The sequence below is a fragment of the Agrobacterium sp. a22-2 genome (assembly GCF_012276985.1).
Classification (GTDB): Bacteria; Pseudomonadota; Alphaproteobacteria; order Rhizobiales; family Rhizobiaceae; genus Allorhizobium.
The window spans coordinates 86,263-101,037 of record NZ_JAAXMM010000011.1 but is presented as its reverse complement, the minus strand read 5'-3'; the positions used below and the strand labels follow the sequence as shown (position 1 = coordinate 101,037).

The 14,775-nt window shown below is 59.5% G+C and carries 15 protein-coding genes; 5 read left to right on the top strand and 10 right to left on the bottom strand.

The genetic code is table 11. The annotated features are described in order from the left end of the window. Positions 1-3: 3 nt before the first annotated feature. From HFC70_RS27295 to HFC70_RS17875, 5 genes are all read right to left on the bottom strand, one after another. Positions 4-834, bottom strand: coding sequence for a glycerophosphodiester phosphodiesterase family protein (locus HFC70_RS27295; RefSeq protein ID WP_168474640.1), 831 nt, complete (start codon positions 832-834; stop codon positions 4-6). Then, a complete protein-coding gene (locus tag HFC70_RS17890) occupies positions 831-1,961 on the bottom strand; it encodes an ABC transporter ATP-binding protein (RefSeq protein ID WP_168474639.1) in 1,131 nt (376 codons plus the stop codon). The genes HFC70_RS27295 and HFC70_RS17890 overlap by 4 nt, the downstream gene beginning before the upstream one ends. 4 nt (positions 1,962-1,965) lie before the next feature. Then, entirely contained in the window at positions 1,966-2,883 is a 918-nt protein-coding gene (locus tag HFC70_RS17885; protein WP_168474638.1) for an ABC transporter permease subunit, read from the bottom strand. 3 nt (positions 2,884-2,886) lie between these two features. Then, complete coding sequence (locus tag HFC70_RS17880; protein WP_168474637.1) at positions 2,887-3,777, bottom strand: carbohydrate ABC transporter permease; 891 nt, start codon at positions 3,775-3,777, stop codon at positions 2,887-2,889. 72 nt (positions 3,778-3,849) lie between these two features. Next, positions 3,850-5,157 (bottom strand): extracellular solute-binding protein, encoded by a 1,308-nt coding sequence (locus tag HFC70_RS17875; RefSeq protein WP_168474636.1) that lies wholly within the window; start codon positions 5,155-5,157, stop codon positions 3,850-3,852. 189 nt (positions 5,158-5,346) lie between these two features. Between HFC70_RS17875 and HFC70_RS17870 the strand changes: the two genes are divergently transcribed. Further along, positions 5,347-6,507: an ROK family transcriptional regulator gene (locus HFC70_RS17870; RefSeq protein WP_168474635.1), complete on the top strand. Its 1,161-nt coding sequence runs from the start codon at positions 5,347-5,349 to the stop codon at positions 6,505-6,507. 217 nt (positions 6,508-6,724) lie between these two features. Here the strand turns inward: HFC70_RS17870 and HFC70_RS17865 are convergent, their stop codons facing one another. Continuing rightward, entirely contained in the window at positions 6,725-7,006 is a 282-nt protein-coding gene (locus HFC70_RS17865; protein ID WP_168474634.1) for a hypothetical protein, read from the bottom strand. A 41-nt stretch (positions 7,007-7,047) separates the two neighbouring features. On the opposite strand from HFC70_RS17865, the gene HFC70_RS17860 reads away from it, so the two are divergent. After that, positions 7,048-8,868, top strand: coding sequence for an ABC transporter ATP-binding protein (locus HFC70_RS17860; RefSeq protein WP_168474633.1), 1,821 nt, complete (start codon positions 7,048-7,050; stop codon positions 8,866-8,868). A 521-nt stretch (positions 8,869-9,389) separates the two neighbouring features. Here the strand turns inward: HFC70_RS17860 and HFC70_RS17855 are convergent. The 4 genes from HFC70_RS17855 to HFC70_RS17840 all read right to left on the bottom strand — a co-directional run bounded on the left by HFC70_RS17855 (position 9,390) and on the right by HFC70_RS17840 (position 11,925). Then, the gene (locus HFC70_RS17855) at positions 9,390-9,758 is read right to left on the bottom strand and encodes an ester cyclase (RefSeq protein ID WP_368669722.1); all 369 of its coding nucleotides are present in this window, start codon (positions 9,756-9,758) and stop codon (positions 9,390-9,392) included. A 34-nt stretch (positions 9,759-9,792) separates the two neighbouring features. Further along, positions 9,793-10,608: an NAD(P)-dependent oxidoreductase gene (locus HFC70_RS17850; protein WP_168474632.1), complete on the bottom strand. Its 816-nt coding sequence runs from the start codon at positions 10,606-10,608 to the stop codon at positions 9,793-9,795. A gap of 4 nt (positions 10,609-10,612) precedes the next feature. Beyond that, positions 10,613-11,050 (bottom strand): MarR family winged helix-turn-helix transcriptional regulator, encoded by a 438-nt coding sequence (locus HFC70_RS17845; protein ID WP_168474631.1) that lies wholly within the window; start codon positions 11,048-11,050, stop codon positions 10,613-10,615. Between the two features lie 482 nt (positions 11,051-11,532). Continuing rightward, on the bottom strand, positions 11,533-11,925 hold the full coding sequence (locus tag HFC70_RS17840; protein WP_168474630.1) for a VOC family protein: 393 nt from the start codon (positions 11,923-11,925) through the stop codon (positions 11,533-11,535). A gap of 170 nt (positions 11,926-12,095) precedes the next feature. Between HFC70_RS17840 and HFC70_RS17835 the strand changes: the two genes are divergently transcribed. The 3 genes from HFC70_RS17835 to HFC70_RS17825 all read left to right on the top strand — a co-directional run bounded on the left by HFC70_RS17835 (position 12,096) and on the right by HFC70_RS17825 (position 14,590). After that, entirely contained in the window at positions 12,096-13,541 is a 1,446-nt protein-coding gene (locus HFC70_RS17835; RefSeq protein WP_168474629.1) for an IS1182 family transposase, read from the top strand. A 265-nt stretch (positions 13,542-13,806) separates the two neighbouring features. Beyond that, the gene (locus HFC70_RS17830) at positions 13,807-14,235 is read left to right on the top strand and encodes a MerR family transcriptional regulator (protein ID WP_168474628.1); all 429 of its coding nucleotides are present in this window, start codon (positions 13,807-13,809) and stop codon (positions 14,233-14,235) included. Further along, positions 14,171-14,590: a carboxymuconolactone decarboxylase family protein gene (locus tag HFC70_RS17825; protein ID WP_168474627.1), complete on the top strand. Its 420-nt coding sequence runs from the start codon at positions 14,171-14,173 to the stop codon at positions 14,588-14,590. The genes HFC70_RS17830 and HFC70_RS17825 overlap by 65 nt, the downstream gene beginning before the upstream one ends. Positions 14,591-14,775: the final 185 nt, after the last annotated feature.

Genomic DNA, 14,775 nt, shown 5'->3' with positions numbered 1-14,775 from the left:
AGGTCAGGCGCGGCGTGCCGCGAGATAGGATTTGAGCGCCGCCGCTTCGTCGGTCTGGAAGACGGAAATGCCCGCATCGATCAGGCGCCCCCAGACGGCCTCGGGATCGACACCTGCTGCGGTGTCCGTGAAGCCCGCGCAGGCAACAGAATCGAGCGTGTTGACCCAAAGCGCCATGCGACTTTCGCGCAGAAGACCATCGAGGGCGGACAGCTCGTCCAGCCGATCGAAATAGATCTCACAGACCGAAGGCGAGAGCGCCGACAGGAGCGCCAGCTGGCTGGCAGCATCCGGCGCGTTCAGACGGGTCTTGGCCATGAAGAGGACGTCGTGCGGTTCGATCGTCTCGCGGATCCAGGCAAGGTCTTCTTCGCTCGTCAGCGAGGCCCATAGATCCACCTGGCCTTCGACACCCATCGCTTTGGCGCAGGCGATGACATCCGGAATGACCTCCCGCTCCTTGACATCGAGATGCAGGAAGATGCGGCCCCGGGTCAGTTCGAATACCTCCGCGAGACGTGGCAGCCTTTCCTCCTTCAACGCATTTTGCGCACCACCATCGCGATTGCGCAGACGAAGCGCGGAAAGGTGCTGCGACGAAAGATCCTCCAACGCCGCATCGAGACCCGCCATGCGCGTCAGTGTCTCGTCATGCAGCAGGAACAGCCCGCCGTCGCTGCTGGCACGGATATCGATTTCCACCACATCGCAACCGGCCGCCATTGCCCGCTCTATGGCAAGAAGACTGTTTTCCGGCGCGTCCCGCCAGATACCGCGATGGGCAACGATGGCGCAGGCGCGGGCCGGATCGGCGATAAACTCTCTGTAATTCACTGGTATACTCTCACCGACGCGGGAGTAACCTCGGTCTCGTCGAAGGTGTGGGACATGGCGCGGCCGGTCTCGCCGTCGAACAGATGCAGACGCGCGCGCGGGAAGGACAAGGAGAGCGTCGATGTCGTATCGATCTCGGCACCAAAGGGCGTGGCAATGCGTAGCTGCTCACCGGCGATGTTCGCCTCGAGGATCTCGTGAGAGCCGAGGTCTTCGCGGTAGCAGATCTGTGCATGAATCGGACCGCCAGAATTCACGACGATATCTTCCGGGCGAATACCGAGCTGGAAATTGCCCTTGCCGGCATAGTTTGCGATGACCTGTCCATCGGCCAGGCGCAGCGTCGAACCATCGCCGACGACGGCCAGAATATTCATCGGCGGCGCGCCGATGAACTTTGCGACAAAGACCGATGCCGGATGATGGTAGATCGCCTTTGGCGTGTCGAACTGCTCGATGCGCCCCTTGTTGAGGATGAGGATACGGTCGGCGAGCGTCATTGCCTCGACCTGGTCGTGGGTGACGAAGACGCTGGTGGCGCCGATCCGGTGGTGCAGGTCGGCGAGTTCGACGCGCATGTCGTGGCGCAATTGCGCATCGAGATTGGAAAGTGGCTCGTCGAACAACAGAACACCCGGCTCGCGGATGATGGCGCGCCCGATCGCGACGCGCTGGCGCTGGCCGCCGGAAAGCTGCCCTGGCTTGCGGCTGAGATAATCGGCAAGGCCGAGCATGGTGGCGACAGTGGCGACCCGCTCGGTACGTTCGACCTTGGAGACACCGGCGACCTTCAGGCTGTAGGCCATGTTTTCGGCGACCGTCATATGCGGATAGAGCGCGTAGTTTTGGAAGACCATGGCGCAGCCGCGGTGCTTGGGCTCAAGATCCTGCACTTCGCGGCCGCCAATGAGGATCTTGCCGCCGCTGACCCTTTCGAGGCCAGCGATCATCTGCAGAAGTGTGGACTTGCCGCAGCCTGATGGGCCGAGCACGACGGTGAACTCGCCGGGGCGAAGTGCCACGTTGAGCAGCGGGATAACGACGGTCTTGGCGTCATAAGCCTTGCTGACGCCGATGAGCTCGATATCGGCCGCGGCGGCGCGAATGGCTGTGTCGATGGCGGTCATGGGGTCATTTCTCCGAAAGAACGAGGCCCTGGACGAGATAGTGCTGCAAAAGGGCGATCATCGACAGGGGGATGAGGGAAACGAGCACGGCGCCGGCCATGATCATCGGGAAATCGGGTATCTGGCCGTCGGCGTCCGGCACCAGGCGGGCCAGCCCGACCACGGCCGTCTGCATGTCGGGCGTCGAGGCGCCGACAAGCGGCCAGAGATACTGCGTCCAGCCGTCGAGGAATGTCAGCACGAACAGCGACGCGACGCTGGAGCGAGCGAGCGGCAGCAGGATATCGAACAGGAAGCGGATCGGCCCGGCTCCGTCCATGCGCGCTGCTTTGAACAAGTCCTTGGGCATCGTCAGGAAGAACTGCCGGAACAGGAATGTGCCGGTGCCATGGGCTACAAGCGGCGCGACCAGGCCGAAATGCGTATTAAGCACGCTGAGTTCGAGATGGACAGGCGCACCGAAGACCTTGGCGATCAGCTCGTTGAGGCCGGTGACATCCAGCACCGCATTGAGCGGAGAGAAGATGTTGGAGGCGACCTGGTAGGTGGTGATCACACGGATTTCGAGCGGCAGCATGATGGTCGCAAGGATCAGCGCAAAGACCACGCCGGCCCACCGGATGCGGAAATAGACGATCGCATAGGCCGACAGGAAGGACAGAACGCAGGTGGCAAGCGCGTCCGACAAGGCCACGATCAGGCTGTTGAGCATCTGGATCGGGATGCGCGTGTCCGTAATGATCTTGCCAAAATTGGTGAACAGCTGGTCGCCGGGATACCAGGCGAGCCCGTTGCGCAGCATGAATTCGTAGGACTGCGAGGCGGTGGACAAGGTCAGGTAAAGCGGCCCGACGATGTAGGCGATGCCGATGATCAGCAGGATGCTGGCGACAATGTTGATGGAGCGTGCATTCTCGATCATGGCTCAGCGCTCGTAATTGATGCGCCGGCCGAGAAAGACAAACTGGCAGGCCGCGAAAAGAAGGACGAAGACCATCAAAATGGCCGTCTGGGTGGAGGCACCGGAAAGATCAAAACCGCTGAAGCCATCGACATAGATCTTGTAGACCAGCAGCGTGGTCGAACCGCCCGGACCGCCACGGGTGATGGTGTCGATCAGCGCAAAGACCTTGGTGATGCTCTCGGTGAATTCAAGCACGAAGGTCAGGAACAGTTGCGGCATGATCAGCGGCAGCTGCACGTCGAAGATGCGCCGCCAGGGTCCTGCCCCGTCCATCGCCGCGGCCTGGTACATGGTGGGCGGGATCGAACGCAGGCCGGCGAGCAGGATCACGAAATTAAACGGAATGCCGCTCCAGACATGCGCAGCAACCAGCGTCACAAAGGCATCGGTGCCGTCGATCCCGGGGTTCCACAGGCCGGGAAACATCCCGTTGAGCGGTGCCATGATGCCGACGAACGGGTTGAAGATGAAGGCGAAGACGACGCCGATCGATGCGCCGGCAACGCCCTTCGGCCAGACCAGAATGTTGCGGGCCGGAAAGGACAGCCCGATCTTGCGGTCGGCAGCGATGGCAAGCATCAGCGGCACGACGACTGCCAGCGAGGACGCCGTCAGCGTGAAGACGATGGTGCGCCAGCCGGCCATCCAGAATTCCGGATCGGCCAGGACGCGGGCGAAGTTCTGAAAGCCGACGAATTCGGACGTGCCGCCGAACGGCTGCTCCAGGAAGAAGGACCAGTAGAAAGCCTGGAACACCGGCACGTAGAAGAATAGGACGATCAGCAGCATGAACGGCGCCACCAGCAGAAGCGGTAGCCAGCGATGGCCGAACAGGGAGGATTGCGACGACATGGAAACAGCCCCTAAAGCAGGATGAGAGCGACGGGGCGGCGAACCGCCCCATGCCGAGGATGGGGGCTTGGATCAGGGGAGCTTCTTGCCCTTGTAGGTCTGCTCGAAGCGGCGCAGCAGCTGGTCGCCACGCGTCTTGGCGCTGTCGAGCGCCGCCTGCATGGTCTGCTGACCGGCAAAGGCCTTCTGGGTCTCTTCCATGAAAACTTCGCGGAACTGAACGTAGAAGCCGAGGCGGATGCCGCGCGTATCCGGAGTGGCCGGTTGGCTCATGGATTCGACGCCGATCTTGGCGGTCGCGTATTTCGGCGAGTTCGCCTCGTCGCTCTTGGCGATCGCATCCAGAACGTCGTTGGTGACCGGAACGTAGCCTGTGTTGGCGGTGAAGAACATCTGTTGTTCCGGCTTGCGCAGGAAGTCGAGGAAGGCCTTGGCACCTTCAATCTCGGCCACGTCATGGCCCTTCATGACATAGATCGATGCGCCGCCGACCAGCGTGTTGTGGCGCTCGTGCCCCTGATACATCGGCGCCATGCCGACGGTGAGTTCGTATTTGCCGTCGAATGCCTTGGTCGAGGCGGCATAGGAGCCGGAGGAGCCTTCCATCATGGCGCATTCGCCAGCGTTGAAAGCGGCGGCATAATTGCCGGCCTTGGTATCGATAGCAAGTCTCACCAGCCCTTCCTTGCGCCATTCGACAAGATTGGCGAGATGCTCGGCTGCAAATGTGGTGTTGAAAACATATTCGGCGTCGAGGCCGTCGTAACCATTGTGCTTTGAAGCGATCGGCAGGCCGTGACGGGCGGAAAACTGCTCCAGCACACGCCAGGTGTCGCCATCCGTGACGAAGGGGCAGGCATGGCCGGCGGCCTTCAGCTTGCGGGCGGCCTCGATCACCTCTTCCCAGGTGGTCGGCGTCTGCATGACACCGGCTTTTTCGAGCTCGGTCTTGTTGGTGTAGAACAAAAGCGTCGAGGAATTGTAGGGCTGGGCGAAAAGCTTGCCTTCCGACGTTTCGTAATAGGCGCGGGCACCGGTGATGTACTGGTCCCACTTGACCTCCGGCATCAGATCCTGGACCGGCTCGACGGCGTCCGAGAGCATCAGGTCGAGCGTACCGGCGTCGAAGAACTGAATGAGAACCGGATGGTTCTTGGCGCGGTAGGCGGCAATTGCCTTCTGCATCGAGACTTCGTAGCTGCCCTGGCCGACACAGGTGACCTTGTGCTCGCTTTGGGCGGCGTTGAAGGCATCGCACTGGGCCTTGATGGCGGTTTCGACCGGGCCGGTATTGCCATACCAGAATTCGATATCGGCAGCTTGCGCGGAACCCGCCCCTGCCATCAAGGCGGCCATGGCCGCCAGAGTGAACTTGTTCATCATTGCCTCGCCTGAATTGTTTGAATTGGCCGAGCACCGCTCGATCTCTGACTGCGGTTTACTACACTTAATGTGTAACAATTCAGTGACGGCTCAATCCGCTTGAAATGCAGGATATTCGCCGATAGGCATGACGATGTGGCATGAGACTGACGACGTCAGTACACTTTCACAGTAAGGAATTCAGGCGTGACGGATACTTATGTTCCTGAGGCACTGATTGCCGCCCGCTTCCTTCGGTCTGGCGAGACGGCTGTCGTCTCGTCCAACGAGCGAAAGATTTTGCGGCTCATCTGGCGCAATCCCGGTATTTCCCGATCAGAAATCACCGGTCATACCGACCTTACCCAACAATCGGTGCACCGTATTCTTGACCAATTGGCGGAGCGCGGCACGATCCTTCTGGGATCCGCAAAGCCCGGACTTGGGCGCGGCCAGCCGAGCCCCATGCTTCGACTGAACGGTTCCTTCGCCTATGCCTGCGGCATTTCCGTCAATACCGACGTGATCGGCATCTGCATCATGGACTTCGCCGGCAAAATCCTGGGCGAACGCGAGGTGCCGCTTCGCGAGCAAACCATGGCCCAGGCGCTTCAGCTGGTGAAACAACAGGTAACGGACCTGCAGGGGCTGAACGACCTGTCCGGCGATTGTTTCTTCGGCGTGGGCTTTGCGATTGCAGGTTTCCATATCGATGGCACACGACACAATGCTCCGCTTCCGCTTCATGAATGGTCGCTGATCGAGCTCGGGCCGCTGATCGCGGGGCTGTTCGACAGGCCGGCCTGGGTGATCAATGGCGGCAAGGCCGGCGCGGTTGCCGAATCCATGTTCGGCGCGGGGCGTTTCATCCGGCATTTTGCCTATCTGAGCTTCAACTACGGCTTTGGCGGCGGCATCGTCAGCGACGGCGAGCTGCTGCAGGGCGGCAATGGCAATGCCGGGGAATTCTCGGGTATGTTCGATGCCGAGGAGACAAAACGCCGGCCGGCTTTGCAGTATCTTATCGACCGATTGAATCGCAACGGCGTCAATGTACCCTCGATCCATTACATGCGCCGGCATTTCGATCGCGATTGGCCGGGCGTCGCCGAATGGCTCGATGAGGTGACACCCGCCTACAATCGTCTTGTCAACGCGATACGGGCCGTCGTGGATCCGCAGGCAATCGTGTTCGGCGGCCAGATCCCTCCGGATCTCGCCGAGATGCTTGCCGAGCGAACACGGATCTACGACCGGCCGCGCTATGGCGTCCATCGCCTCCACCCGAAGCTGATCATTTCAGAAATCTCGAGTGACGCCTCTGCGATGGGGGCAGCGGTGATGCCCTTCCGCCGGACATTCTATTGAGCCTCCTGCTCAACACGCTTCGAGAAAGCAGAACCCCACTCATAGAGATGAAGCTCTTGAAGGGATACGAACTGCCGACAACGGAAGACTTTGAAGACGTTCCAGACCTTATGGCCATTTGCGGCACATGTCCGGCAATGGCTCGTGGACAGATTTCACGGTGATGCCAAGGAGGCCTGCCTCCATTGGTGGTTACCAAACTTCTTTTTCGGGGAGCTCACCACTTGGTTGATGTTGCAGATATGCCGCATCTCAAAGCTTGATCGAAAATTTCGCCGGGTTTGACTTGGCCTGCGCGCCCACCCAATCTAGGATTGATAATCATCAACACGGTTCCAGGGAGTTTTCGATGGCTGTTTTTTCCAACTCCCCAGTGGCTTCCGCGAATATTGCCTGAAGCCGGCAGCGTTTTCCAACGCAGCAGAACCTGATCGACTCGCGCCAACCTTTCTGTCGATCGTTCCTCACCAAACCATTTCGCGCGGTTTTGCGCGGACATTCTTTTCCTTATGACGGAGCCGGCGAAAGCCGGATATATCAATGTCTCTTGGTTTCAAATCCCGCCGCGGCGGTGCTTTTCGCAGCGTTTTCCTCTATTGCTGGGCTCATTGGAAGCATCAGCCGGGCCGCGCTTCCTTCATGTTGTTCACAGCGATGCTGTCTACGCTTGCGGATGTGCTGACGCCCCTGTTCTCCGGCCGGCTTGTCGATGCCGTGGTATCCGGCCCCGCCAGCGACGCCGCAAACTGGAACAATGCCTTCAACGCCTTTTGCTGGCTGATGGCACTGTCGGTCGGCGCCGTCATCCTGCGGCATGCCACGTTCACCGTCATCATACGCTTCACGCTGAAGTCGATGTCGGAGATCGCTGCGAACTCCTTCTTCCACATCCAGCGCTTTTCGAGCGATTGGCATGCCAACAGCTTTGCCGGCTCCACTGTTCGCAAGGTGACGCGCGGCATGTGGGCGCTCGACCTGCTCAACGACACCGTCTTCGTCGCGCTTTTCCCATCGCTGGTGATGCTCATCGGTTCGACCATTCTGATGACCTGGTACTGGCCGATGATGGGATTGCTGGTCGGCGCCGGGTCCGTATTCTTCATCGCGTTCACCGCGACCATGGCTTTGCGCTATGTTGCGCCCATGGCCAGCATGGCCAATAGCTGGGATACACGCCTTGGCGGCGCGCTCGCCGATGCGGTGACCTGCAACGCCGTGGTCAAGGCCTTTGGTGCTGAAGACCGGGAGGACGCACGTCTTTCCTCGGTCACTCGCAAGTGGCAGGATCGCACAGGGCGAACCTGGACGCGGGGCACTCTGAACGGCACCTCGCAGAATGCGCTGCTCAGCCTGTTGCGCGGCTGCGTGCTGGGCCTTGCCCTTTGGCTCTGGGCAAACGGCAAGGCCAATGCGGGCGACATCACCTTCGTCCTGACCGCCTTTTTCATTCTTCAGGGCTATCTGCGTGAAATCGGCATGCATATCCGCAATCTGCAGCGCTCGGTCAACGACATGGAGGAACTCGTCACCATCCATGGGCAGCCTTTGGGCGTGGAGGACGTTCCCGGTGCGCCAGCCCTCCATGTGAAGGCCGGCCTGATCACGTTCGACCACGTCACCTTCCACTACGGCAACCACCATGCGCCGCTCTACAAGGATTTCTCGGTCACCATCAAACCGGGAGAGCGGGTTGGCCTCGTCGGCCATTCCGGCTCAGGAAAGACGACTTTCGTCAAGCTGATACAGCGCCTGCATGACGTCAACCACGGCACGGTCTCGATCGACGGACAGGATATTTCCAAGGTGGCGCAGACCTCTCTTCGCCGCCAGATCGCCATCGTGCAGCAGGAACCCATCCTGTTTCACCGCTCACTGGCGGAAAATATCGCCTATGCGAGGCCGACGGCCACGCTATCGGAGATCAAAACGGCGGCGCGGCTTGCCAGCGCCCATGATTTCATCGAAGCGCTGCCAAAGGGCTATGCGACGCTTGTCGGCGAACGCGGCATCAAACTTTCCGGCGGCGAAAGGCAACGCATCGCCATCGCCCGCGCATTCCTGGCCGATGCGCCGATCCTGATCCTCGACGAGGCGACCTCGAGCCTCGATTCGGAATCGGAGATGCTCATCCAGCAGGCAATGGAAAGGCTGATGGAGGGACGCACGACGCTCGTCGTCGCTCACAGACTGTCGACGGTGCGCGCACTCGATCGGCTGCTGGTTTTCGAGCACGGACAGATCGCCGAGGAAGGCACCCATGCCAGCCTTGTCAGGCGCAAAAGCGGGATCTATCGCGGGCTGTTCGAACGCCAGGCGCTGGAACTGACGAAGGGCATCGCGAGCGAAGGGCTGATCGGCTAACACGCATCGACCGGCAGTCCCCTCCCCGCAGAATCGTCTCGCCACGACAGGCGAGGCGACCAGATCGTGCCCGTGATAGCTCGGAGCCTCCTACGCAATGCTCCATCCTAACACGCGTGAGCGCGACAGAGGCGGTTGGATCGGCGTTTTTCGCTTAACGAGATCGCGCGGCTGTGAGGCAGATCCGGTTCGCCTTGAAGGGATGTGAACCGTCGACCGCGCTGTTTCAAAAGCCCGCTGCTCGAGATACGCAAGCTAACCAAGAGATTTGCCTTGTCGGAATGGCTGATTAGGGGTCGCGAGCAGACCGTCCGGTCCTGAAGGCCGAGGAGGAATAGCGGCCATAGAGCGCGTACGATCTCTATGGCCGCTTCCGACCCAATCGCGGTCATTCACGCCCTACTCAGGCCATGGCAGCTTCTGACCCTGAGTAGCCGGTCGACTTGGCTCGGGATGGCCGGGCGCAGTGTTATGTGGCGCGGCGATCCCGAGACCGGAGAGGAGCTCTCACGCCGCCGCCGTCACACCTCAAGCTGGGCTTCAATCGCTGCTTTGTCTACAATCGACCACACTTGGACGATGCGGGCCCGATCGAAACGATAGAAGACATTCTCGTAAAAGATCACGTGGCGACCATTGATCGGCAGGTCAAAGAACGACCCAATTGGCCTGCAATCAAACTTCAAACGGCTGCCGATCTGCGGCGGTTGAACGACCAGCAAGTCCGTTTCGAAGCGCAGATCGGGGATGTCTCGGACGTTCCGTTCGAGCATACCCCGGTAGCCGGCCAACCCAAGTTTAAGGCCATTGTGGACAACATCGCTGTCGACAAATTCGCCCAGCTTCGTCCAGTCGCGCTCGTTGAGGCAGGCGATATAGTCGCTGTAGATGAGGGTCAGTCTGGCTTGGTCCTCTAGGCTGTCCTCACATCATTCCTTCCTGCGCGGCCTGATAAACCGTCCTCACGGTCGGCCGGAAACCAAGGCTCCGCGCGAGCGACGCATCGACGTGGAGGTGCCAGGGATTTTGCATTGCCTCGGCCGAGGGTTCCATTTGCTGACCCACAAGTCCTACCAGTTCATAGACCGTCGTCGGCGCTTCATCGGAAATGTTGACGATGCGGCCATCGAAGCTGCCCGCCAGCGCCATTCTCATCGCTATCGCAATATCGCGATGGTGTATCGTGCTCATCCGATTGGCGGGATGGAAGCCGGAGGCGACCAGGTGCTTTGGCAGCATCTCCAGGTGACCGTCGCCGTCGCCATAAACGAACGGGAACCGTAAGATCGACCAGTTCAAGCCACTCTCGCGCAGCAGTTTCTCGGCTGCGACCTTGCTGGCGGGATAGGCCTGTTGCGGCTCGACACTATCGGTCTCCCGGCCGGGCTGGGTCGAATTCCTGTTATAGATATTCGACGTACTCGCCATAATGAAGCGAGCGTCAGGCGCATCAGTTTCCACGGCGCCAATCAGATTGCGGGTGCCCTCCAGGTTACTCCTCCAGATCAAATCGGTATCCGGGCTGCGAAAGACGGCGGCCAGGTGCACAATCGCCGAAACACCCCGAACAGCCTCCGACAGCGTCGAAGGGTCAAGAATATCGCCAGTCACGGCCGTTGCGCCCGGGGGACAGGTTTTCCCTGTCCGCAGCAGCAGCCGGCAATCAAGACCAGCTTCCACCAACCGCGGAACAAGCCGCTCGCCGACAAGACCTGTCGCTCCAGTTATCAGGATTGTCATTAGCTCATGCCTTTCGTGAGAGGGTCTGTAGCCGCTCGGTCGCCAATCGAAGGACGCGGATCGTCGTGGCCAGATCGGTCTCGGCGATGCCGTCAAAAGCAGCTTGGTGAATAAACGAGAGGTCTGGGAGTTCGCGCCACAGGGCCTCGCCCGAACTCGTTAGGGACAGAAGACGCTGGCGCTGGTCTTCTCCGTCGGAGGTCTGCTGGACCAAATCCTTGCGGACGAGCGTAGCGATGATCCCGCTTAATGTCGCACGTTCAAGCTCAAGCGCGCGTCCGAGATCGCGCTGCACTGTCGGACCAGAGTTTGCGAGATGCCAGAGAACGTACCACTGCGTCGAACCCAGATCGTATGGTCGCAGTGTCGCGTCCATCACGGCTCGCCCCGCAAAGTAGCATCGCTTTGTCCATGCCCCCACAGTCAGATGTTCGTCCTGCATGCCGCGAAGGCCCTTTCAGTTTGTTCGCTACCTTGCAAATATCGCAAGGTAGCGAACGAATGTCAAGGACCGGCTGACGCTACAATTTGTTTGCTCATGGGCTCGCGTAAACCATTGGCTTGGAGTTCGATCTCAGGACGCCTATCGAAGCCGGAGCATCATCGTTCTGAGCCTGCGAATTGCTTCCGTGGCGCTGTCCCCAACGGTGATCTAAAGCTTCTCCGATTTCCGCTCCTACAACCTGATGGCGATGGTTGTCGGGTCAAGAAGCGTCACCACCGAAGGTCGGCTTCCTGGCGCGAAGCGGATGGCACCTGTCGGTCCGAAACAAGCATCAGATATCTCGGAAAACACGGTCGTGAAAGGTTGCCAGACCGTCTGAAAACTCGGCTGTGGAAAGCTGCGTTAGAAACTGATCCTAACATTCGCCCATTATCGGGCGTCATTAGCGAAGGACTTGCATTAAAGGCGGCCCATTCCGGTCAGTACTCAGCGTATATTTCTATGATGTTGTCTTCCGGGTCGCGGAAGAACAGGGTGCGATGACGCCACTTGGGGAGATCGGTCGGTTCCCGCAGAATGGGCACACCCTTGGCAATGAGTTCTTGATGGCTGCAATCGACAGCTTCGAGTGGCACACGAAACGCCAGCTGGATCGCGGCCGAACCTTGTGGCCTCGGCCCATCATCGCAAACAGACCAAGATCCGCGAGGACGGAGCGTAAGCAAGGCCGTGCCAACCCGGAAACTCACCCAATTTTCCTGATCCTCAACAGTCTGGAAGCCCATGACATCGCGGTAGAAGGCTCGTGTTTCCTGCATCCTGCTGCAAAGGATGACAGTGTAGTCTAAGTTTCCGATCCCACCCAGGCTCATCATCGTCTCCGCTCTAGCCTCCCACTCTATCGAAGCTGGTGGCTGGGCGCTACCGGCCAATGCTTGCCATAGGTAGCGAGCCGAAACGGACATTGTCGCAAAGCCCATAGAGACCGTCCCAAAGCTTCCGTAGCGATTCCAGAAAATAACGGGCTGTGGTAATATTTTCCATGGCTCACCTTTCAGGAACAGATCGCGCGCAACTGCTGCTTCTGCCGGAAGCAGTGGATGATTACGTGGGGCCGGACAACCCGGTCCGCTTCGTCGAGGCTTTCGTGGATGGCCTCGATCTCGCTGCCGCAGGCTTTGTGCGGGTGGCTGCAAAGGAGACCGGTCGTCCGGGTTATGATCCGGCCGACCTTTTGAAGCTCTACGTGTACGGTTACATCAACCGGGTGCGATCCAGCCGGCGGCTGGAGGCCGAGGCCCATCGCAATATCGAGGTGATCTGGCTGCTGCGACACCTGAAGCCGGACTTCCGCACTATCGCCGATTTCCGCCGTGTGAACCGGTCGGCCTTCAAGCAGGTCTTCCGTGAGTTCGTCATCCTGTGCCGGCAGCTCGATCTGTTCGGGCGAGAGCTTCTGGCGGTCGATGGGACGCGCATCAAGGCAGTGAACAACAAGGATCGCAACTTCACACGGGGAGCGTTGACGAAGTTCATCCACGAAGCCGACGAGAAACTGGCTGATTACATGAAGCGGCTCGATGAGGGTGATGCGCAAGAGGAGAAAGCCAGCAGCAATGGCGGCCGTTGCGGCCTGGGCGACGGCAAACTCGCGGAAAAGATTGCGGCTATCAAAGGCAAGCGCGACCGTCACAAGGCGCTGCTGGATGAGTTAGACAAGACCGGCGAAGAGCAGATCTCGCTGACCGATCCGGATGCGCGGGCCATGGCGCGCATGACGAAGGTCGGCGTCGGCTACAACATCCAGCTCGCCGTTGATGTGAAGCACAAGCTGATCGCCGAGCAGGAGGTCTGCAATCAGGTGCTGGACATGGGGCTTCTTGCGCCGACGGCCAAGGCGGCGATGGACACGCTCGACGTCGACAGGATCGAGGCGGTGGCGGACCGGGGCTACTTCAAGATCGAGGATATCGAAGCCTGCGAGAAAGCCGGCATCACCGCCTATGTGCCCAAGCCGATCCGCGGTCCGGCCGTGGCCGAGGGTTTCTTCTCTAAGGAGGAATTCCGCTACGACCCGGACCAGAACATTTACCGTTGCCCAGCAGACCAGGTGCTGTCACCCCGTCACTTTGGCAAGTCACGCGACAATGTGAAGATCGACTACGTCAACCGTGACGCCTGCAAGGCGTGCAGCCTGCGCGAACGCTGCACCAAAAGCTTCCGTCGCGTGTCGCGTCTTGAGAACGAGGCAGTGCTTGACCGAATGGCGACACGTCTTACCGCCCGGTCCGACATTCTGGACCAACGGCGCGAAAGCGTCGAGCACCCGTTTGGAACGATCAAGCAGTGGATGTATCAGGGCGCATTCCTGATGCGCAGGCTGGAAAACGTCCGGGGGGAGTTCAGCCTGACGGCGCTCGCCTACAACATCAAAAGAGCTATCACCCTTGTCGGCGTTCCGGGTCTGATTGCCGCCCTGAGAGTATGACAGGTCGCCCTACGCACTTTTTTCGAACCATACAGGGGCGAACAGATGCCCAATCATGCCTTCTTGGGCTATTCAGGCGTCGGAATCAGACAAATCTCGATGTCCTCTCGGGTCCGGCACTGAACAGTGCAGGCCTTCATTTATCCAAAGAGTTTTTGGACGGTCTGTTGCATTTTCGCGACACGAAAATGCGTCATTTCCCTATTGACTTAGAGCGCACTCTAACCCGTAACTTTCTGGGCGTCGTGACGAAAGAATGGCGTTGATGAAGATTGGCGAGCTGGCGAAGCGTTCGGGACTGACTGCCTACACAATCCGTTACTATGAACGGATCGGTCTGCTTCCTCATGCCGACAGAGACCAATCGGGCCAACGTGACTACGACACATCAATCCTGACCTGGATAGAATTTATCGATCGCCTCAAAACGACCGGAATGCCTATCAGGGAAATGCTGCGTTACGCGGCCTTGCGGGAGCGCGGTGTCGATACGGAAGCGGAGCGCGGCGTGTTGCTCGAACAGCACCGTGAGCGTGTACGTGCGCATGTGGCCAAACTAAAAGCCTGCCTTGAAGTCCTCGACACCAAGATTGCCGGATATGCCGGCAAGGAAGAAAGGATGAAAGACAATGACGCACCAATCCACGAACGTCGGCGAAAGCCGGCTGGAACGCGGCAAGCGGGCACTCGCTGAAATCGACGGCGACGCCGGCCACAATGTCATTGCCGCTCTGGCTGATATTGCTCCCGACTTCGCCAACTACGTGTTCGAATTTTCGTTTGGCGACATTTACAGCCGCCCCGGCCTTGATCTACGCGCCCGTGAGATCGCGACCATCGCAGCACTGACGGCGATGGGAACTGCGACCCTACAATTGAAAGTCCATATTGAGGCGGGGCTGAATGTAGGGTTGACCAGAGACGAAATCACCGAAGTCATCATACAGATGGCGGTTTATGCCGGCTTTCCTGCGGCGCTCAACGGGCTGTTTGCAGCCAAAGAAGTCTTCGCTGCCCGTTTCCCCGTTCAGAAGGGCGAATCGGTATGATCGACCAGGTTTCCGGCAGCAGCAATGTCGCCTTATCGCGCACAGAGGGTGGTGACGTCGCTGCGAAGACCATATCTGCTTTTAGGCATGCCCGATAACTGCCTTCATGACCGAATCGAAGGCGCGAAGTGGAAGGCACCTCTTGGCCCATTGCCGCCGTTCGACCAGTTCCACACGCTGCCCAA